We start from the raw sequence: 20,205 nt of genomic DNA, 5'->3' as shown, positions 1-20,205 counted from the left end.
ATCCTTTGCCACCTTGACGCACCTCGAATTATTTTGGGGGATGCTCTATGTCTAAGGAGAATGAAATGGCATCAAGTCGCAGTGAAAAAGACTCAATGGGCCCAATCGACGTCCCGGCAGATAAACTGTGGGGCGCGCAAACTCAGCGCTCACTTGAGCACTTCCGTATTTCCACCGAAAAAATGCCCACGGCGCTGATCCACGCGTTGGCATTAACCAAGCGAGCTGCCTCGAAGGTAAATATGGATCTCGGATTGCTGGTGGAGGATCGTGGCAACGCCATTATTAAGGCGGCCGACGAAGTTCTGGCGGGCCAACACCCGGATGAATTCCCACTGGCTATCTGGCAAACCGGCTCGGGTACACAGAGCAATATGAATATGAACGAAGTGTTGGCAAACCGGGCGAGCGAAATTCTTGGCGGCGTGCGTGGCATGGATCGAAAAGTTCACCCGAACGACGATGTGAATAAGAGCCAAAGTTCGAATGACGTTTTCCCAACGGCGATGCATGTTGCTGCTGTCATTGCAGTGCGCGAACAACTTATCCCGCAGCTAACCCTATTGAGAGAGACATTGCAGGGTAAAGCGGAAGCCTTCCGTGACATCGTTAAAATTGGCCGTACTCATTTACAAGATGCAACCCCGCTTACCCTGGGCCAGGAGATTTCCGGTTGGGTAGCGATGCTTGAGCATAATCTCAGGCATGTTGAAAACAGTCTGCCGCACGTTGCCGAACTAGCATTAGGCGGTACGGCTGTTGGAACAGGGCTGAATACCCATCCCGAATACGCAGTACGCGTCGCCAAAGAACTCGCAGAAATTACCGGGCAACCGTTTATCACCGCGCCGAATAAATTCGAAGCACTGGCGACCTGTGATGCGCTGGTTCATTCGCATGGTGCGCTAAAAGGGCTGGCGGCGTCGCTTATGAAAATTGCCAACGATGTGCGCTGGCTATCTTCTGGCCCGCGCTGTGGAATTGGTGAAATCGCTATTCCTGAGAATGAACCGGGCAGCTCAATTATGCCTGGTAAGGTGAATCCTACCCAGTGTGAGGCGGTGACGATGCTCTGCTGCCAGGTGATGGGTAACGATGTGGCGGTAAATATGGGTGGGGCGTCAGGCAACTTTGAGCTCAATGTTTATCGCCCGATGGTGATTCATAACTTCTTGCAATCGGTGCGTTTACTGGCAGATGGTATGGAAAGTTTTAACGAACATTGCGCGGTGGGTATTGAGCCGAATCGTGACCGCATTACGCAATTACTGAACGAATCACTGATGCTGGTGACTGCACTCAATACGCATATTGGTTATGACAAAGCAGCAGAAATTGCCAAGAAAGCCCATAAAGAAGGGTTAACTTTGAAAGCTTCAGCGCTGAAACTTGGCTATCTAAGTGAAGACGAGTTTGATGCCTGGGTGCGACCAGAAGAGATGGTTGGCAGCATGAAACAGTAAGGCCGACGCGCCTGCATTTATTCCTCGCAGTACAAATGCAGGCGCGGGATTACCAGCCGTAGTGGTTGCGCATCCGGCTTATAGCGATGACGAATATTCTCCGCATCATAATTCAGTAACTCCCCCATATCCGGTGGCATTTCGCCATTATCACGGTTACACAGCACCACCAAAGGTGACGGGCAGGCATGTTGTACCTGTTTTTTACGCTCCTGGTACCAGGCGCGGGCAACGGGCTGTACTTTTACCGGTCGTTTAATCTTCAGGCGTACGTTATTTGAAAGGCTGGTAATGGAATTTAACTCACGGGTAATTTGCTCCGCCCATTGCTCACGGGTGTAGGGCGGTACAGCGCGATTCGCTTTGAGGCTCTTTTCGAGTATTTCGATAACTTCCCGGCGTGAGTAATTCTTGATGATTTGTTTATTTGCCCAGCCAAAATTCAACGTAGTGGGGTTTTCCAGCAGTGTAATAGAGCGATAAGCATTTAGGGTGATAAGCCCAGGAAGCTGGCGGTGAACCCACTCAAAGCGCTGCACGCTGGGCAGCCCCGACTCCACACTGATAATGTTTTCAAGCTCCTGTTTACGCTGATTAATGCGTACTACCAGGGTTTGAGTCTGAAGACGGGAGGTTTCGTCAACCTGATAGCAAACCGCACCAGGCAGGCGCACAGCGGCTTTGCTGCTGGTTTTCTCGGACTGCTGCTGGATAAACAAATGAGTGAAATGGGCGAGGGTGGCCTGATGTGCTTCTCTACCAAGTCGTTGTGTCACCTCGATTTTGCTTACCGCATCGTGTTCATTCCCTTTATCAACCGTAGGCAGTTGAAAGACGCGACCAACTAACAACCTGTAGCTGTCGAGTTGTTCACTAAACAGACGGAGATCTCGCTCGAGCTCGCGAAATGTACTGTTAAGGCGCTCAATCAAATCATATTTTGTCATTTCGCCACCACATTAGTTACAACATACTATTTATTGTTTATAACACAAGGAGATGAACCTGACCATCAGTGTTGTGAAAGTCAGGCAGGAGACAATGTGATTTTTAGCGGCTTGGCTTGATAGAGGCCAGTGACATTGCGGATTCAGTCTTAATTGGCCAGCTAAAGCGAAAACGAGCACCGCCCAAGGCCCCGCTATCAACGACTACAGAACCTTCCATAGCGGTTGCGACGGAATGCACAATTGCCAGCCCAAGGCCACAGCCACCGGTAGCGCGGTCACGGCTTGGGTCGAGGCGAACAAATGGTTCAAATACTCGTTCGCGTTCTTCTGCGGGTATACCTGGGCCATCGTCTTCTACCTGCAAAATCGCGGTTTGTCCGTCAAGCCACAGGCTAATACGTAATTTCTCATTGCTGTAACGTAGTGCGTTGTTGACCAGGTTATCTGTCACGCGTTCCATCAGGCGTAGGTCAATCAGGCCAAAATTGCCGCTAGGTGGGGTATCCAGCAAGATATCGAGATGGGGATGAATAATTCTGACGTCGGCAATGTGCTCATCAAGCCAGCGAGGAACGTTGACACTTGCCAGTTGTAACTCAGTTTGCGGGCGATCCAGACGTGCGTAGGTTAGTAATTCTTCAATTAACGCTTCCAGTTGTCCAATGTCGCGGTTTAGCGCCAGTGATTCCGCTTCGGTAAGATTATCACTCATCTCCAGGCGATAACGTAAGCGGACTAATGGTGTACGAAGTTCATGAGCAATCCCGTCAATCAGGAGCTTCTTACTGGCGATTTGCGCATTAATGCTATCGGCCATCTGGTTAAACGCGACGCCCAGGCGCTCAAAACTTGAGGCGCTATCGAAATGAATTCGCTCATCAAGATGTCCTTGCCCTAATCTTTGCGCTGCCGTCTCCAGTTTGAGCATGTCCTTCCAATGCGGTCGCATCCAGATAAATACGGGGAAGGCGAGGGAGATAGCAATAAACGCCATCAGTGCGACGTCCAGTAAGCGCATTTGGTGTAAGAAAAAGAGGTACGGTATTGGCCCAACGGCCAGTACATAGTGGCTGCGAGGGATACGCTGGATAAATGTATATTCATCGTCGAGAGCGACAATTTCGCCTGCGCGCAGATGATGCATGGTCATCTCATCAAGCTTGAATTTATCCATTGGCTCAATGTGCAGCTTAAAGGATAAATTGAGGTCGAGATCTTTAATGGTGCGGTTCCAGTCGCGAGGAGGAATTTCTCGCAACTCGCTACGCATTAAATACAGTGAGCTTTTCATCAAATCATCTAGCGACTGGCGACCTGCACGTTCAGCGGTGAATTTGTATACCAGGCCAACCAGCATGGTCATCACCAAAAAGCAGACGAACAGTAAAAGATAGAATTGTATAAATAACTTTTTCAATGAAAATCACCGGGTTATTACGTATCTGAAGACTGGCTCCTGCTTTACAGGAGCGCTACGGGGATATGAGCGATGTCATTTTAGAATTTTCTTACCCCAGTTGGCAGGGTATGAAAGCAGGGTTTGCCCCTGCTGACAATATCTGGTGTGTATAAACGCGGTGTTTAATGACAATGGTGGCTTAAGCTATAACTTCAACCTCAGGCAGAGTATGGCCTGGCTGCATTTCCATCTTGTGTTGTTCCGCCAAAAGTTGACACACGGTTTCTCCCGGCAAAGGGCGGTGGAACAAGAAACCCTGGCACAATTCAATGCCGGCCATTTTCACAAGTTCTAATTCTTGCTCGGTTTCAACACCTTCGATGAGTATTTCACATTGAACAACCGTGCATAATTTAACTACCTGTTGCAGGAAGCTAAACCCATCAGGCTTGGCCAAACCGAGAACCATCGACCTATCGAGCTTAATCTTATCCAACGGATAGCGGGTCAAATAGTGCAGTGTTGAATAGCCAGAACCAAAATCATCAAGGGCGATTTTGATACCGAGACTGCGCAGTTTTTCCAGCACTTCTGCGGCACGCACAGGTTCGTGAACCTTTTGTGATTCTGTTATCTCAAACTCAAGATTCCAGCCAGCAGGCAATGGTTTAGTCAGCACTTTATTCACAATGTGCAGAAGTCGATAGTCAACCAACGTTTGTGGGGAAATATTGACCGATAGAGTCATGCTCTCTGTTTCAGGCATATTTTCTCGCACATAATCCAGTGCGTTTTCCATCACCCAGAAATCTATCTCCGGCATCAAACCAGCACGCTCATAATATTTCAGGAATGTTGGTGGCGTTATCTTTCCGTGGTCATCCTGATGGCGGATTAAAACCTCAACGGCAAAGATTTTATTGTCAGATAAACGTATCTGCGGCTGGAAATACAGGATGAATTGACCGCTGGTTTGCAGTTTTTCTATCTGTCTTTGTGCTTCAAGGTTACTGTTTTCTTCTACAACATGATTGTAGTTAGGCACCATCTCAAAGTTTGTCGGTTGGCTGGTTTTTACCTCACCGGTCAGTAAGTCCATGTCATTATTTACAGCGCTTTTTTGTTTTAATGTACTTTTGACAAATGGGTAATAAATAGCCACTCCCAGAGCGACAAGAGCAATATATAGCATCACGGCAGCACTGGATTCCCCGCTGGCTAACCACACCTTGATAGGCCCTGGCGTTGACCAACTAACGATTGCGGTAATCCGCGGGATAAAACTATAGTAAGTCGCCCCGTACGCCACGATGTAAGAGACTAACGGGGTCAGGACGAACGGAATAATCATTACCGGGTTGAGAACAATCGGAAAACCAAAAATCAGTGGTTCGTTGATGTTAAACAATGCCATTGGCCCGGCGATGGTCAACAGGCGGCGGTGTGGACTGTTTTTCTGCATTAAAATGCAGATGACTAAACTCAGTGTATTTCCTGTACCACCAGAATTACACCACATGTCGTAGAAGACAGGGCTGAGAATATTGAGTGCGCCACGACCTGAATACCAATCATTAATATTTAATTTTGCAGCTGCAGTAAAAGCAACATCAATGTCCATAAATAGATAATAGCCATGTAGACCAAAGAACCATGGAACACTGCGCAACAGGACGTATGAAATGCCATTTAGAAAATTAGTTGGGTAAAAATAAAGTGACAGTTGGCTGAATAAATTCATTGTATGGTGTAAGCCAGCTTCAGCAGCTAATTTTATAATGCTGCTGAATAGGGCAATTACCATTAACGTAACAAAAAACGAAACAATTGTGACGTTATTGTTATCCTTCCATTGGCGAATTTTTAACAGATTCTTACTGACGATTTCCTGTAATACATTACCAATTATTCCGGAGGCCAAAGCCATAGGAATGCTGATATCCAGGAAAAATTGTGCGTTATCATCCATGATTCGTCGGAAGATCATCAACGTACTGATGCTTAACGCGATACAGTATATTTGCGACAGGCGGTTTCTGACGGCCCAGTGAACCGCAACATAGATATTCATCACCAGTGGTGCTAGCGCTAAGAAACCAATCTGTAGCTGCATAAACCACAGCGCTGCCTGGTTAAAACCTGCAGTATCACAAAGTACCGACGCAGTGATGACTAAACCACGAACAATCGATAAGGGAACAATAGCCATGGTGCTGGCAATAATGGCATGGGCATAACGATTGTTTAATAACTTGATTTGACTGTTATTCAAACGATGCAAAAAATTATTTTGTAGCCACACTTTTATCACAAAATTACCTGAAGCAATTACGCTCATAATGGTGTTTTTAAACAGATAACTGGATTGTCAGAGCGAGTTATCCGGTGTTACGGCAAGGTGAAATTAGCTATTTTTCTACATTCACGGGTTCTTTCCCGTGAATGTAGTTTAAAGTTTTTTTGTTAATTCAGATAAGTAACAAAAAGAACACAAAGTAATAATAAAAATAGTTTTTTTGTGACATATTAATCTGATTTTTTTGAAGAAAATCACAGACAGAAATCTATCATATAAGTTAGGTGTATTTCTATACATAAGTTTACACAATTAAAACTAGTCGGGTGAGGCTGTGAAATATATGAGGAGGGATTTCGAAAGGAAGTAGTTGAATCAAAGTAACCGCTCATTAAATGAACGGTTACTTATAGTATTAAGCAAATAAAATATTGAACACCTAAACTTCGCTTTCCCAGGCATGTGGGGCGAATAAATAGCCTTTATTACGCACCGTTTTGATACGAAATGGCTCAGTAGCGCTGTCGTAGAGTTTCTTTCTCAGGCGTGAAATAGCGACGTCAACGCTACGATCCAGACCGTCGTAGGTCACCCCACGCAAATTTTTAAGCAATGCATCGCGATCCATAATTTGCCCCGCGTGAGTCGCCAGTTCCCAAAGTAGATCGAAATCAGCAGTGGAAAGTGTGATGTTCTCTGAACCAAGGGTGACTTGACGATTGACCGGGTCAATACACAACGCACCAAAGCGCATAGCTTTGTGAGGTTTGAGCGCTGTAGGGCTACTTTCGACAGTATGTTGCGCAGAAACGCGTTGGCGTAAATGCAAGCGTAAGCGTGCAAGAAGAACGGCTGGAGGCGTGGTTTTGAGGATATAGTCGTTAGCGCCCATCTCCAGTGACAATATGTGGTTCATATCGCTGTCCAGAGAGGTAAGCAGCACAATCGGGCCATCCCACTGAGGACGCAAGTCACGGCACAATGTCATACCATCTTTGCCGGGGAGCATGACATCAAGCAACACAAGGTCAGGGCGCTGCTGCTGAATTGTTGCCTCAGCGCAATCACCACGGCTTTCAACAATAACGTCAATGTCATGTTTGCCGAGATAAGCGGCGATTAACGCTCCTACTTCAGGATCGTCTTCTACGTATACGATTTTGCTCATAGCCCGATACATTGGATCAAAAAGAAAACATACACTGCAATAGGTTTTAATGCCATAAATCGAGGGTAAACAAAATTATCTAAGTGGGCGGCCGCCATCTACGCAATGGGTGCGGCCTGTCACGTAACTGCTGTTCAACAGATAATTTACTAACCCAACTATTTCTTGTTCACCAGGCACTATTTTCATCAACGATTTATTCAATGCTGCTTTTCGGTACTCGCTGTCGTCATGCTCATTGAACATGATCATTGCTGGCGCAATGGCATTCACTTTGACTTCAGGTGCCAGTTTGCGGGCAAATGAGCGAGTCATATTATCAAGCGCAGCTTTACTGGCGGCATAGGCAATGTGCTTATCGCTTCCACGTTCTACAACGTAATCGGTGAAATGAATGATATCGGCACTGGAATGCCCACCTCCACGCAACAGCGGCTCGAGAAGATGATTGAGAAGATAGGGGGTGTTAACGTGAATTTGTAGCATTTCAGCCAGGGTCTGAGCGGGTGACGAGTGAGAGGGCTCGGGAAGCCAGGCACTGGCATTGTGCAGAATGGCACGCAGGCCGTCGCAACACTGTGTGACGTTCAGGGCAAATTGCTCAATACCCTGATTAGTTGAGAAATCTGCGAACAGGCAAGTTGCCCCTGCCTGTTCTAGCTCATCTACCGCCGGATAACGCGTACGGTAGCTGATAATGACGGGTTGCTTTTGAGCCAGGAAGTGTCGCGCCAGTGCCAGGCCAATTCGTTTACCGGCACCAGTAATCAAAATGGGACGGGCGGATGATGTTATCTCCATCGACGACTCCTTACTGTTGTTTTCTGGTGATTTACTTCACCAGTACCCATGTTGCAGGAAACGCAGCCACCAGCATCAGGAAAATGACAGATCTTTCCTTGAAATTAAGTTTGATGTCATGCGTATGCGTGCTGCGCGTATACATAAAGACTAATAATCCCGGCGCATACAATACCACCGAAAGCAGTAAATGCATGGGGCCTGATGCATACAACAGCCATAAGCCATAAATGCATGCCCCAAAGCCAATTGCTTTATGCAGAGGGCGGGTCGACACTTTTAGCAAAAAGGCACCGACCAGGAAGTAGGGAACCAGAATCATCTCTGAAGCGATCGTTAGCAGCGTGTTGTAATCTGAGCCCGTCAACCAAATCAAAACCAGGCAAATCTGGACACTAATATTGGTAAGCCACAGCGAAGCAGACGGTGCATTATTCTTGTTCTGACGAGCAAAAATCTTCGGGAAGGCTTTATGTGTGGCTGCAAGATATGGCACTTCTGCGGCCATGATAGTCCAGCTCAGATAGGCACCACACACTGAAACAATAAGTCCAGCAGCGATAATAACTTCACCCCAAGGGCCCATCATTTCGACCATTAATCCGGCCATCGAAGGATTGCGCATACCGGCGAGTTCCGGACGGGCAATTACCCCCAACGAAAGCAATGTGACGAGCAGATACACGCCTAATGCCGCAGTCACAGCAAGAAGTGTTGCTCGCCCGACATCATTTTTATTACGCGCACGAGCAGAAACCACCACTGCACCCTCAACACCAATAAATACCCAAAGGGTAATCAGCATGGTGTTCTTGACCTGTTCCCAAACGGGAACACCTAGCGCAATCCCGCTAAAATCTAGGGTGAAGGTACGAAGTTTAAAGGCCAAAGCGGCGAGAACGATAAACAGACCTAACGGCAATAACTTCGCAAGTGTGGCAACCAGATTGATACTGGCCGCCGTTTGCACGCCGCGAAGTACCAGGAAGTGAACCATCCACAGTAGCACCGATGCCCCAATAATCGACTGCCAGGTATTCCCATCACCAAACAAGCGCAGTTCCGGCGTATCGGTGAAGAAACTCAGTGCGGAGAAAACAATAACCAGATAGGAGACATTGGCGATCACTGCACAAAGCCAGTAGCCCCATGCGGAGAAGAATCCGATCAGTTCGCCAAAACCTTCGCGTGCGTAAGTAAAAATTCCGCCGTCCAGATCGGGCCGCAGGCGGGTTAGCACCAACATTGCCAGCGCCAGCAACAAAATACCTGCACCGGTAATGGCCCAGCCAATCAGTAATGCTGAGGGACTGGCTACACTCGCCATGTTTTGCGGCAGGCTAAATACACCAGCACCGAGCATCGAACTCAATACCAATGCAGTTAATGCGGCGAGGCCAAGTTTCTTTTCCATAGCAGTCCCGTGATATTCAAATAAGACCCAGAATAATTATCATGTTTTTATGCATAAAAATGGTGGGTAACACTAAGGCGCGGAATTTTACGGAGTGTAGACGCTGCTTGCAATGACATGAGCCATAAAATGCTCGGGAAATAAAAAAAGGGCGGCAAAGCCACCCTTTTTGCTACAAAAGCTGCGCTTATTTATACAAATCAGCGCTAATTGTCATATTACCGCCACGTTCATCCCATTGACGAGTGATGTGGTAGAACTTCGCACCTTTCTTGGCCGCACGTTTTGCAACCTGGTAAGAAATTTCAGTACCGCTGCTATAGTGGCCAGTGAATTTCACGCTATCAAATGGAACCATTTGAGCGGCAGTCACTTTGTTCAGTTCCTGAATTTTAGTGCCGTCTGGTAGCGTTACAGTGTAACGCCCGCCTTGAGTGGTTTGTGTTTCAAAGAAGCGACCAACATCAGAGCTTGGTGTGCTGGAGCTTGCAACCCCTGGGATCTCAACTTTGGCGGCTGCAGCACCACCGGCAGCCAGCGCCGCTTTACCTGCTTCTGAATCAGCAGGAATCACGTCAGCGCTTTGCAGAACACGTTTCTTGGCATCTTTTTTATAGATGAAAGCGGTAATACGTTGGTTACCACCGGAGTTAGCATCAATCTGGCGCACAATAAAGAAGGAGTCCGCACCTTTTTCTTTAGCTACACGAGTGATTGCATCATTAACTTCAGGTTGGCTGCGATAAAAGCCCTGAATTGTCACTGTATCGAATGGTTCAAGAGCATATGCCTGGTCTTTCGGTAACTCCGTCACACCATTAATAACGCGGTTGGACGTCTTTTCGGCTTTAGGGGCATCAGCATGATACACATCAGCGACTACGCGCCAGTTACCGCTACTGCTGGCATCACTTGTACCCTGAACATAGAAAGATGCGGCGCCGATCTTATCCGCACGACGGGAAACAGCATCGACAGCGTCACCAATCGAATTGAAACGACCAGTGATAGTAATGCGATCAAATGGTTTAAGAGCTGCAGCTTGATCCGGTGTCAGTTCCGTTGCCGCCTGAGCAGACAGCGTCATTAAGGAAATCAGTGCTGATGCCAGAAGGGTGTTCTTGAGCTTCATAAAAATAGTCCTTCGCCTTGCGCAAAATGAATACAAATACCGCATTCTCTGAGGGTTACCTGTTAGCCGCCGATTATTGCATTGAAATAGTGGCTAATCTACAACTGATTGATTTAGCTTGCGTTATCAAGTTAACTTATTGATAAAATGGCATAATAGGGGCATGGTAGCCGTTTATGCATTACCAATCTTGCTATTCAAAAGACTGACTTGATCAGCATCTAATCCTGAAATCCACGCAGAGTAGACCGTATATACCATTTGCGCATTCTCGTGTCCCATCTCTCCGGCGATAAAAGCAGGATTTGTACCAGCTGAAACCGCCCAGTAAGGGTATATATGCCGTATTTGGTTAGCACGGTGTTTATCTCAACAAAGATATGAAGCAAAGAGCAGTAGAATTTGCCAGTCAGTCTAGCTCAACGATTTTTACGGCATCGCTCTGGAAAACATATCGACAAAGAATCTTGTAACTGTCCCGGTCAAAATGTGAAGGGGGAGTAACCATTGCTTTACCTGACTCCAGAGTGTTTACCGTTCCCAAATACAGCCAGTTATTCAATATATGGTACTCAGTTTGATCTCCTGATTTCTCTTTTATAGCAATGCGTCCGGGGTATGGCCAACTCCGGACTCTTATCGATTCAAGAGAACTTCTAAGCCGTTCCTGGTGATGCTCAATAGTCTCTTTCCCGCAACACGCACCCGCACATTTGTTCAACGAGAAACGGAAACACGGCCTGCCAGCAGTCAACTTTTCAAGGCCTAATACCCCACAACAAAGTTGTTCCTTGTCTGCCAACTCTCTTAACTGGTCTATAGCTGCATGCCTGGTTTTAAACAGCCCAAATAAGCCATTAACATTTGTGAAGTCGGTTTCGCTGCTGAATACAAATTGTGTTGTTTGGTCAGTAATACGAAGAGAACAAAGCTTTCTCGTCACTCGTAACCTTTTGTTGAAGAGTGGGCTGTGATTCTTTATGAGTTGGGACTCAAGTAACAGGGCGCCAATTTCACCAATGGTTTGGTGAAATTCAATACGAGTGGTCATGTGCAGTAATTTCGCTTCAGATTGTGTTCTGAAATGCGACTGAACACGACTACGAATGTTGATGCTTTTCCCGATGTAGAGAGGAAAGCTTTGATCCGAACCGTAGAAAATATATACACCAGGACTTGATGGAAGAGTTTTAAGTGTATGACGAAGATGCTCTGGATACTGGTACTGTAGGGTCATGCTTTTATTAGCTAATTTATTTGAAAGTGGGGTTGATCAAAGGCGGCTGCTTGAGACGTCTGTAGATTGCGCGTGTTTTAATCAGTTCATCGTAATGTTCTCTCATCATTCATGCAACTTTATGGCGTGTGTTAATTCCGCATAGGATTGGTTTGTTTCATTGCTTTTATCGCGGACTGAGGCTTCAGATAAAGGGCTTAAAATTCGGTGTTCTATGACGAAAGGGGCATGAAAAGTGGAAAAAATTGTGTAAGTTGGCAGGCTTAAGGTTGTAGGTTGCAACGTGTAACTGCCTGCGGTATCTCGCACCCTGCAATTATTGATTTCAGCTACTTTTCATAACGAAAATTTATAGCTTCATAAAAGAGTGCTTTGACCAGTAAAAGTGGTAAAGCTTACAACTTAATTGGTTAATGTAATGTTAAATGTGCAATTTGCAGCGGCGCAGAATCGTGAATTGCCGCACTGATGAAGCGTATTATCAGGTGTTGTAGATGAAAATTAGTCGAAAAGAGCTGTCTTAAGGCCCTGGAGCTAAATTTTTACGATAATGATACAAATACTGAGATCCTGATCTAGATCACAGGCGTTATTTTCAGTAGGTTATAAATAGTTTGTTACAGATGTATTTTTAATTGAACTGGTAACGGAACTGACGATTGCCAAGGCAATGTCTGACAAACCATCAACAAAAAATCAGATGGAAGGGAATACTATGCGTATTGGGGTACCAAAAGAGCGGTGGGCGGGCGAATCCCGCGTGGCAGCCACGCCAAAAACAGTGGAGCAATTGCTGAAACTGGGCTTCACCGTCACAGTCGAAAGCGGCGCGGGTAAACTGGCGAGCTTTGATGACGAAGCATTTGTACAAGTTGGCGCGACCATTTCGGATACCGCTGACGTCTGGCAATCTGACATCGTTCTGAAAGTGAATGCACCGCAAGATAGCGAAATTGAGCTATTGCGTGAAGGTTCCACGCTGGTGAGCTTCATCTGGCCTGCTCAGAATCCTGAGTTGCTCGAAAAGCTTGCCGCTAAAAATGTCACCGTAATGGCGATGGATTCCGTGCCACGTATTTCACGTGCGCAGTCGCTCGATGCCCTAAGTTCAATGGCTAACATTGCGGGTTATCGCGCAATTGTTGAAGCCGCTCATGAATTTGGCCGCTTCTTTACCGGGCAAATTACCGCTGCGGGCAAAGTACCACCGGCGAAAGTGATGGTCATCGGTGCTGGTGTTGCGGGCCTTGCGGCGATTGGTGCAGCCAACAGCCTTGGTGCTATTGTGCGCGCCTTCGATACTCGTCCAGAAGTTAAAGAACAAGTGCAAAGTATGGGCGCTGAGTTCCTTGAACTGGACTTTAAAGAAGAAGCAGGCAGCGGTGATGGCTACGCCAAAGTGATGTCTGAAGCCTTCATTAAAGCCGAAATGGAGTTGTTTGCAGCCCAGGCGAAAGAAGTCGACATCATCGTTACTACCGCGTTGATCCCAGGCAAACCGGCTCCAAAACTTATCACCCGTGAAATGGTTGACTCCATGCAAGCGGGCAGCGTGATTGTCGATCTTGCAGCGCAAAACGGCGGTAACTGTGAATATACGGTTGCAGACCAGGTGACTGTAACGCCAAACGGCGTGAAAGTTATTGGTTACACCGATTTGCCTGGACGCCTACCAACACAATCCTCCCAACTTTACGGTACCAACCTGGTTAACTTGCTGAAACTGCTCTGCAAAGAGAAAGATGGCAATACCGTGATTGATTTTGAAGATGTTGTCATTCGTGGTGTGACGGTTATTCGTGATGGAGAAGTCACCTGGCCGGCACCGCCAATTCAGGTTTCTGCACAGCCTCAAGCTGCGGCGAAGAAAGCCGCTGTTCCTGTCGAAGATAAAAAACCGGCTTCACCATGGCGCAAATATGCGTTTATGGCGTTGGCGATCATTCTGTTCGGCTGGCTTGCTGACGTTGCGCCTAAAGAGTTCCTCGGCCACTTCACCGTGTTTGCGCTGGCGTGTGTTGTTGGTTACTACGTTGTATGGAATGTTTCACACGCTCTACATACGCCCCTGATGTCGGTCACTAACGCCATTTCAGGGATTATCGTGGTAGGGGCATTGCTGCAAATTGGTCATGGCGGCTGGGTTAGCTTCCTGAGCTTTGTTGCCGTACTGATTGCCAGTATCAATATTTTTGGTGGTTTCACCGTCACTCAGCGCATGCTGAAAATGTTCCGGAAGAACTAAGGGGTAACACATGTCTGGTGGATTAGTTACAGCAGCATACATTGTTGCCGCTATTCTGTTTATTTTCAGCCTGGCGGGGCTGTCAAAACACGAAACATCTAAGCAGGGCAACTTGTTCGGTATGGCCGGTATGGGTATCGCATTGGTTGCGACCATCTTCGGGCCAGAAACTGGCAACGTGGTCTGGATTATCGTTGCCATGGTGATTGGTGGTGCCATCGGTATCCATCTTGCCAAGAAAGTAGAAATGACCGAGATGCCGGAGTTGGTAGCAATTTTGCACAGCTTCGTGGGTCTGGCTGCGGTTCTGGTTGGCTTTAACAGCTATCTGGATCATGCTCCTGGCCTTGAGCCGATTATGGAAAACATCCACTTAACGGAAGTCTTCCTCGGTATCTTTATTGGTGCGGTGACCTTCACGGGCTCCATCGTGGCGTTTGGTAAGCTGCGCGGTAAGATTTCCTCTAAACCGTTAATGTTGCCACATCGTCATAAACTGAACCTCGCGGCGCTGGTTGTTTCCTTCGCTATGCTCATCATCTTCGTGCGTACTGAAAGCGTTGGCTTGCAAGTATTAGCATTGCTGGTGATGACTATCATCGCACTGATTGTTGGCTGGCACCTGGTTGCGTCAATTGGTGGTGCAGATATGCCAGTTGTCGTCTCAATGCTGAACTCCTACTCCGGTTGGGCAGCAGCAGCAGCTGGTTTTATGCTCAGCAATGACTTGCTGATTGTAACCGGTGCATTGGTTGGTTCTTCCGGTGCGATTCTGTCTTACATCATGTGTAAGGCAATGAACCGTTCCTTCATCAGCGTAATTGCCGGTGGTTTTGGTACTGACGGTTCTTCTACTGGTGAAGATGACGAAGTCGGTGAGCATCGTGAAATCACAGCTGAAGACACAGCAGACATGCTGAAAAACTCAACGTCTGTGATCATTACTCCAGGGTACGGCATGGCTGTTGCGCAGGCGCAATATCCGGTGGCAGAGATTACTGAGAAGCTGCGTGCGCGTGGTATCAAAGTTCGCTTCGGTATCCACCCGGTTGCTGGGCGTTTGCCAGGCCATATGAACGTTCTGTTGGCTGAAGCTCGTGTTCCGTACGATGTGGTTCTGGAAATGGATGAAATCAACGATGATTTCACCGATACCGACACAGTTCTGGTTATCGGCGCGAATGACACCGTTAACCCGGCCGCGCTTGAAGATCCGCGCAGCCCAATCGCTGGTATGCCAGTGCTGGAAGTGTGGAAGGCGCAAAACGTAATCGTCTTTAAACGTTCAATGAACACAGGTTACGCAGGTGTGCAGAACCCGCTGTTCTTTAAAGAGAATACTCAAATGCTGTTTGGCGATGCCAAAGCCAGCGTTGAAGCGATTCTTAAAGCGCTCTAGTTTTTTTTATAATAGTGCGAGCCGCATACCATAACCGCCTTTCGGGGCGGTTTTTTTCCGCGTGTCCATCACTCAAGTGAATGAAATATTACATTTAACTGACTGAATATATAGAAAAATAATGTAGATGAGAGAAGGTGTGAGGAGTAAAGTATCACCGGGTGCTGAAGCTGTTTGCTTCAATGCCAGTGGTGAAAAGCAGACAGAAAAAAGCCCCGAGTTAGTTAAACCAACCCGAGGCCCTCTCATGCATAGACACCATGATAGTAGCCTCTTCACTTTGTGTTTGCAACGCAGGAGGCGAAGATGTCGTCAAAGAACAGGTTGTTCACCGTTATCGTTATCTGTTTGATAATTCTCATGATTATTTTTCTGGTGAAAGATTCACTGTGTGAATTTCACTATCGAAAAGGAGGCATTGAGATGGCGGCATTCTTAGCTTGTCACAAGTCGTAATCGTGAAGTTTTGAGGTCAGTGGCGGGAATGAACATTTCCCGCCACACATGGGTATCTGGTATGAGATTCAGCACGCCACCCAACAAAAAGCCCGTTCAGATTAATGAACGGGCTTTTCTTTACCGATTGAACGACAAATCAATCGTCTTCTTCATCATCCATTTCTACCGGTGTTTGGTAATCATCAGGTTTGATGACCAGCAAATCGCAGCGCAAATGGTCGATAACTTGTTCGGCAGTATTGCCAAGGAATGCAGCAGAAAGACCGGTGCGTCCTACAGTGCCGAGCACCACAATACCCGCTTGCAAATGTTCCGCGAGATCAGGAATAACCTCTTCCGGTAATCCTTTCTCGACGTGAGTCATTTTCTCATCGATTCCAAATTTTTGGCGTAACGCTTTCATCGCAACTAAATGCTGGCCGCGAATGGCATCGTTATAAACGCTTGGATCAAAATCAGGGAGTTCGATGGCGATGTTAATTGGAGTAATTGGATAAGCACCAACGAGGTGAACTTCAGTGTGGTTAACATCCTCGGCCAGGCGAATAGTCTCTTTAACCAGCTTTTCATTGAGCGCGTTGTGGTATTGCTCTTCACTGGCAAGGTTGACCGCAACTACCGCTCGGCCGCCTTCAGGCCACGGTTTTTCATTAACCATCCATACCGGGCTTGGGCACTTACGCAGCAGATGCCAGTCGGTTGGTGTGAAAATTACCGCTTCCAGTTTATCGTGCTGATGCGTCATTTTGAGCACCAGGTCATGACCACCGCTGATCACTTCCTGAATAATCGCCTCGAAGGGACGATTATGCCAAACCACTTTAATCTCAATCGGTACACCCGAATCGATGTAGTACTGGGCTTGTTCTTTTATCCAGGCCGCACGCTGGCTAATCACGCCTTTGCGCATAGCTGTGCGTTCATCTGGTGACAGAAGGGTGGTCATTTCGTAGGAAAAATCATAGATAGGCAGAAATGCTTTGATCCTGCCACCAATCCGTTGATGCAAATAAACAGCACGCCGCAGGGCGGGTTGATCGTCCTGATTAGGATCTATAGCGACTAGCATGTTTTGATACTTTGCCATACAGGTCTCCTTACAACTGCTTAACCACAGTCTGTAAATTAAGATTAACCCATATGTGATGAATGAAACAGGTGATAAGTCTCTGTGGGATCAATAAATCAGGAAAATTTTATGATCCCACATAGGAAAGCAGATACTAGGCAACGTTACGCGATTGACCAGCGAGTTGTGCAAGAAGATCGATATTTTCGATGGTAATGTACTTACCTTTCACCGCCAGCATGCCACTTTTCTGGAAACGGCCTAACAGGCGACTAATGGTTTCCACCGTCAGCCCAAGATAGTTACCGATATCGCCACGAGTCATGGTCAGACGGAATTCCCGAGGGGAGAAACCGCGCTGGGCAAAGCGACGTGAAAGATTATAAATAAATGCGGCCAGACGCTCTTCTGCATTCTTTTTGGAAAGCAGCAGGATCATATCCTGGTCACCCTTAATTTCGCCGCTCATCAAACGCATCATCTGCTGGCGCAGATTTGGCATTTTACCGGACAAATCATCAAGGGTTTCAAATGGGATTTCGCAAACCATTGAGGTTTCAAGCGCTTGCGCAAAGCTTGGGTGCATACCCGTGCCAATAGCGTCAAAGCCCACAAGATCACCTGCTAAATGGAAGCCGGTAATTTGCTCGTCACCTTGCTCAGTAATGGTGTAGCTCTTGATGGTCCCTGAACGAATTGCGTACAGCGACTTCAGCTCATCACCAGCCTTAAACAGGGTTTGTCCTTTCTGAATAGGCTTCTTACGCTCGATGATATTATCAAGCTGATCAAGCTCATGTTCATTGAGCGTGAAGGGGATGCATAATTGGCTGATGCTGCAATCCTGGCAATGGATAGCACAACCGCCAGACTGAATGCGTCGAATAATTCGCTTTTCAGGGATCATAGATATGCTCGGGCCGTTATTGATATTGGTCAATTTTAACATCTTTTTCTTGAGCACGTAAGTATGATGAAAGCGCATTCAGAATATATCAGCTAATACCCTTGTGGTTATAGAGCTATCCTATTGAAATTAATAGAACTGTATATTAATCCATATTATTATTGTGTGAATAAAGAACATTCCTCTGCGTTTAGGGTGCTACAGCAACAAATATCCTTCATGCCGCAGTAACCACTCTTTCCTGCTTACGCCTCCCGCATAACCCGTCATTGTGCCATTACGGCCAATCACTCGATGACATGGAACCACCACGCTGACCGGGTTTGAACCATTTGCAGCACCCACTGCACGCGCTGCACCCGGCCTGCCAAGTTGGTCTGCTAACTGTCCGTAATGCATAACCTGTCCGCAAGGGATTGCGCGCAACGTTTGCCACACTTCGCGCTGAAATGCCGTTCCCGCCGTCGCGGTAGGGAGCGTTTCAATCACCGCTAAATCACCCTCAAAATAATCGCGCAGCTTGCCGCTTAATCCATCTGGATTCGTGCAAGCCACACGTTGATAGCCGTCAGAGCCATAATGAAGACCCAGTAATTGCACCATTCTGTCGCTATGTTCTTCCCATTCCACCGCACGCAAATGGTACTGCTCGTCGCAAATGACCCATAACGGCCCTAATGGTGTAACGATCTTGTCTTCCAGCAATGTCAGCATTGTTCGCTCCGGTTAATTAAAGATGCGGGTAAACTCCCGGCCCAATCGGCAAGCCAACAAGATACCATGCCACCAATAGCAGCAACCAGACACCCAAAAAGATGAGGGGATAAGGTAATACTAAAGAGTAATAAGTCCCTAATTTGGCATCGGGTTTATAACGTTGCAGGAAGCCTAAGAATAATGGAATAAACGGCGAAACCGGTGCCAGCGGGATAACCGAAGAGTCTGCCACGCGAAACAGAATTTGCGCGAACGCGGGGTGGAAGCCCAGCATCATAAACATCGGCACGAAAATCGGTGCCAGAATCGACCAGATAGCCGAACCACTGGCGATAAACATACACAGGAACGACGAAAGCAATGCCAGACCCAGGAAAGCCGGAATACCGTTTAGCCCGGAGCCTTCCAGCACGTCGGTCAGCCCGACCGCCATAAACTTGCCCATATTGCTCCAGTTGAACATCGCCACAAATTGCGCCAACGGGAACACCATCACGATAAAACCGGCCATCTCCTTCATCGGCTCAATCATGAGCTGCGGCAAATCAGCCTGTTTACGGATTTTCCCGGTCGCAATGCCATAGGCCAGAGAGATAACAAAAAAGAACATAATAATCAGCGGCACAATTCCGCTAATAAATGGCGATGGGATAATCGTGCCTTTCACCGGATCACGCAGCAAACTGTTTTCCGGAATTAAAAGCAGGGCGATAACTGCAATAAACAACAGCGACACAATCCCGGTGACGCGTAATCCAAAGCGTTGTATATCATCAAGTTGTTGCAGTTTTTCTTTGTTTTCACCTTGCCATTTCCCCAGGCGCGGCTCGACGATTTTATCGGTGATCAGGCCGCCGACAATCGACAGAACCAACACTGAGGTCGCCATAAAATACCAATTATCAATCACGCTAACGTGCATCGCGGGATCGATGGTATGCGCGGCTTCGGTGCTGATGCCCGAAAGCAGCACATCGGTTGTCACGATCAGTAAATTCGCGGTAAACCCGCAGCCCACGCCCGCAATGGCTGCCAGCAATCCGGCGACCGGATGGCGACCCACCGCCAGGAAGATGAGCGCCCCCATCGGCGGCATAATCACCAGCGCGGCATCTGAAGAAATATGGCTGAAGAAGGCGATAAACAGCACCATATAACTGGCGTAACGTGCACTCACATGGGACGCCATTTTCACCATCAAACTCGGTAACAACCCGACGCGCTCCGCCAGGCCCGCCCCTAAAACCAAAGCCAGAATCGCTCCTAACGGCGCAAACCCGCTGAAGTTCTTAATCACGTTTGGCAAAAACCAGTGCACACCATCTGCGCTCAGCAAGTTTTTGACCTGCACCATGCTGCCGTCAGCGGGGTTACGAACACTGACGTTGAAAGCAGAAAGCACCGCAGTGCTCACAGACAAAACAACAATCAAATAAACAAACAGCAAAAAAGGATGGGGCACTTTATTGCCAATTTTCTCGACAAGGCCATACAGCTTGCCTGAGCCGGAGTGCGCGGGTATGGAGGACATACTCATGGGCTTACCTCG

At 47.4% G+C, this 20,205-nt stretch carries 16 protein-coding genes; 4 read left to right on the top strand and 12 right to left on the bottom strand.

Going from position 1 to position 20,205, the window contains the following annotated elements; genetic code table 11:
• Positions 1–65: 65 nt before the first annotated feature.
• Complete coding sequence (fumC, locus tag LVQ76_RS08180; RefSeq protein ID WP_232921392.1) at positions 66–1,463, top strand: class II fumarate hydratase; 1,398 nt, start codon at positions 66–68, stop codon at positions 1,461–1,463.
• Between the two features lie 17 nt (positions 1,464–1,480).
• On the opposite strand, the gene tus is transcribed toward fumC, so the two are convergent.
• The 8 genes from tus to cho all read right to left on the bottom strand — a co-directional run bounded on the left by tus (position 1,481) and on the right by cho (position 11,860).
• Entirely contained in the window at positions 1,481–2,410 is a 930-nt protein-coding gene (gene tus / locus LVQ76_RS08175; protein ID WP_232921391.1) for a DNA replication terminus site-binding protein, read from the bottom strand.
• 103 nt (positions 2,411–2,513) lie between these two features.
• Positions 2,514–3,830 (bottom strand): two-component system sensor histidine kinase RstB, encoded by a 1,317-nt coding sequence (gene rstB / locus LVQ76_RS08170; protein WP_232864460.1) that lies wholly within the window; start codon positions 3,828–3,830, stop codon positions 2,514–2,516.
• Positions 3,831–4,011: 181 nt separating this feature from the next.
• Positions 4,012–6,150, bottom strand: a complete 2,139-nt coding sequence (locus tag LVQ76_RS08165; RefSeq protein WP_232921390.1) for an EAL domain-containing protein — start codon at positions 6,148–6,150, stop codon at positions 4,012–4,014.
• A 397-nt stretch (positions 6,151–6,547) separates the two neighbouring features.
• Positions 6,548–7,276 (bottom strand): two-component system response regulator RstA, encoded by a 729-nt coding sequence (rstA, locus tag LVQ76_RS08160; RefSeq protein WP_151993332.1) that lies wholly within the window; start codon positions 7,274–7,276, stop codon positions 6,548–6,550.
• Positions 7,277–7,351: 75 nt separating this feature from the next.
• A complete protein-coding gene (gene folM, locus LVQ76_RS08155; RefSeq protein WP_232864462.1) occupies positions 7,352–8,077 on the bottom strand; it encodes a dihydromonapterin reductase in 726 nt (241 codons plus the stop codon).
• A 31-nt stretch (positions 8,078–8,108) separates the two neighbouring features.
• Entirely contained in the window at positions 8,109–9,491 is a 1,383-nt protein-coding gene (locus tag LVQ76_RS08150; RefSeq protein ID WP_064518598.1) for an amino acid permease, read from the bottom strand.
• Between the two features lie 187 nt (positions 9,492–9,678).
• A complete protein-coding gene (ydgH, locus tag LVQ76_RS08145; protein WP_232921389.1) occupies positions 9,679–10,623 on the bottom strand; it encodes a DUF1471 family protein YdgH in 945 nt (314 codons plus the stop codon).
• 409 nt (positions 10,624–11,032) lie between these two features.
• The gene (gene cho, locus LVQ76_RS08140) at positions 11,033–11,860 is read right to left on the bottom strand and encodes an excinuclease Cho (RefSeq protein ID WP_151993335.1); all 828 of its coding nucleotides are present in this window, start codon (positions 11,858–11,860) and stop codon (positions 11,033–11,035) included.
• 715 nt (positions 11,861–12,575) lie between these two features.
• Here cho and pntA point away from each other — a divergent pair.
• From pntA to LVQ76_RS08125, 3 genes are all read left to right on the top strand, one after another.
• Positions 12,576–14,105 (top strand): Re/Si-specific NAD(P)(+) transhydrogenase subunit alpha, encoded by a 1,530-nt coding sequence (gene pntA / locus LVQ76_RS08135; RefSeq protein WP_151993336.1) that lies wholly within the window; start codon positions 12,576–12,578, stop codon positions 14,103–14,105.
• Between the two features lie 10 nt (positions 14,106–14,115).
• Positions 14,116–15,504: a Re/Si-specific NAD(P)(+) transhydrogenase subunit beta gene (pntB, locus tag LVQ76_RS08130; RefSeq protein WP_064518602.1), complete on the top strand. Its 1,389-nt coding sequence runs from the start codon at positions 14,116–14,118 to the stop codon at positions 15,502–15,504.
• Between the two features lie 306 nt (positions 15,505–15,810).
• Positions 15,811–15,960 (top strand): Hok/Gef family protein, encoded by a 150-nt coding sequence (locus tag LVQ76_RS08125; RefSeq protein WP_232921388.1) that lies wholly within the window; start codon positions 15,811–15,813, stop codon positions 15,958–15,960.
• 139 nt (positions 15,961–16,099) lie between these two features.
• Here LVQ76_RS08125 and uspE read toward each other — a convergent pair whose 3' ends face one another.
• The 4 genes from uspE to abgT form a co-directional block, all read right to left on the bottom strand.
• On the bottom strand, positions 16,100–17,050 hold the full coding sequence (gene uspE, locus LVQ76_RS08120) for a universal stress protein UspE (RefSeq protein WP_064554050.1): 951 nt from the start codon (positions 17,048–17,050) through the stop codon (positions 16,100–16,102).
• A 136-nt stretch (positions 17,051–17,186) separates the two neighbouring features.
• On the bottom strand, positions 17,187–17,939 hold the full coding sequence (fnr, locus tag LVQ76_RS08115; RefSeq protein WP_134183258.1) for a fumarate/nitrate reduction transcriptional regulator Fnr: 753 nt from the start codon (positions 17,937–17,939) through the stop codon (positions 17,187–17,189).
• A 198-nt stretch (positions 17,940–18,137) separates the two neighbouring features.
• On the bottom strand, positions 18,138–18,653 hold the full coding sequence (gene ogt, locus LVQ76_RS08110; protein ID WP_232921387.1) for a methylated-DNA--[protein]-cysteine S-methyltransferase: 516 nt from the start codon (positions 18,651–18,653) through the stop codon (positions 18,138–18,140).
• A 16-nt stretch (positions 18,654–18,669) separates the two neighbouring features.
• A complete protein-coding gene (gene abgT / locus LVQ76_RS08105; RefSeq protein WP_232921386.1) occupies positions 18,670–20,193 on the bottom strand; it encodes a p-aminobenzoyl-glutamate transporter in 1,524 nt (507 codons plus the stop codon).
• Positions 20,194–20,205: the final 12 nt, after the last annotated feature.

It is taken from the genome of Buttiauxella cochleicola (assembly GCF_021283185.1).
Classification (GTDB): Bacteria; Pseudomonadota; Gammaproteobacteria; order Enterobacterales; family Enterobacteriaceae; genus Buttiauxella; species Buttiauxella massiliensis.
The sequence above is the reverse complement of the archived record's forward strand: the minus strand, read 5'-3'. Positions and strand labels throughout refer to the sequence as shown.

What these genes read in the sequence shown, in the direction of transcription:
- fumC (WP_232921392.1), top strand. Translation starts at nt 66, where the DNA reads ATGGCATCAAGTCGCAGTGAAAAAGACTCAATGGGCCCAATCGACGTC.
- tus (WP_232921391.1), bottom strand. Translation starts at nt 2,410, where the DNA reads ATGACAAAATATGATTTGATTGAGCGCCTTAACAGTACATTTCGCGAG.
- LVQ76_RS08165 (WP_232921390.1), bottom strand. Translation starts at nt 6,150, where the DNA reads ATGAGCGTAATTGCTTCAGGTAATTTTGTGATAAAAGTGTGGCTACAA.
- rstA (WP_151993332.1), bottom strand. Translation starts at nt 7,276, where the DNA reads ATGAGCAAAATCGTATACGTAGAAGACGATCCTGAAGTAGGAGCGTTA.
- folM (WP_232864462.1), bottom strand. Translation starts at nt 8,077, where the DNA reads ATGGAGATAACATCATCCGCCCGTCCCATTTTGATTACTGGTGCCGGT.
- LVQ76_RS08150 (WP_064518598.1), bottom strand. Translation starts at nt 9,491, where the DNA reads ATGGAAAAGAAACTTGGCCTCGCCGCATTAACTGCATTGGTATTGAGT.
- ydgH (WP_232921389.1), bottom strand. Translation starts at nt 10,623, where the DNA reads ATGAAGCTCAAGAACACCCTTCTGGCATCAGCACTGATTTCCTTAATG.
- cho (WP_151993335.1), bottom strand. Translation starts at nt 11,860, where the DNA reads ATGACCCTACAGTACCAGTATCCAGAGCATCTTCGTCATACACTTAAA.
- pntA (WP_151993336.1), top strand. Translation starts at nt 12,576, where the DNA reads ATGCGTATTGGGGTACCAAAAGAGCGGTGGGCGGGCGAATCCCGCGTG.
- pntB (WP_064518602.1), top strand. Translation starts at nt 14,116, where the DNA reads ATGTCTGGTGGATTAGTTACAGCAGCATACATTGTTGCCGCTATTCTG.
- LVQ76_RS08125 (WP_232921388.1), top strand. Translation starts at nt 15,811, where the DNA reads ATGTCGTCAAAGAACAGGTTGTTCACCGTTATCGTTATCTGTTTGATA.
- uspE (WP_064554050.1), bottom strand. Translation starts at nt 17,050, where the DNA reads ATGGCAAAGTATCAAAACATGCTAGTCGCTATAGATCCTAATCAGGAC.
- fnr (WP_134183258.1), bottom strand. Translation starts at nt 17,939, where the DNA reads ATGATCCCTGAAAAGCGAATTATTCGACGCATTCAGTCTGGCGGTTGT.
- ogt (WP_232921387.1), bottom strand. Translation starts at nt 18,653, where the DNA reads ATGCTGACATTGCTGGAAGACAAGATCGTTACACCATTAGGGCCGTTA.
- abgT (WP_232921386.1), bottom strand. Translation starts at nt 20,193, where the DNA reads ATGAGTATGTCCTCCATACCCGCGCACTCCGGCTCAGGCAAGCTGTAT.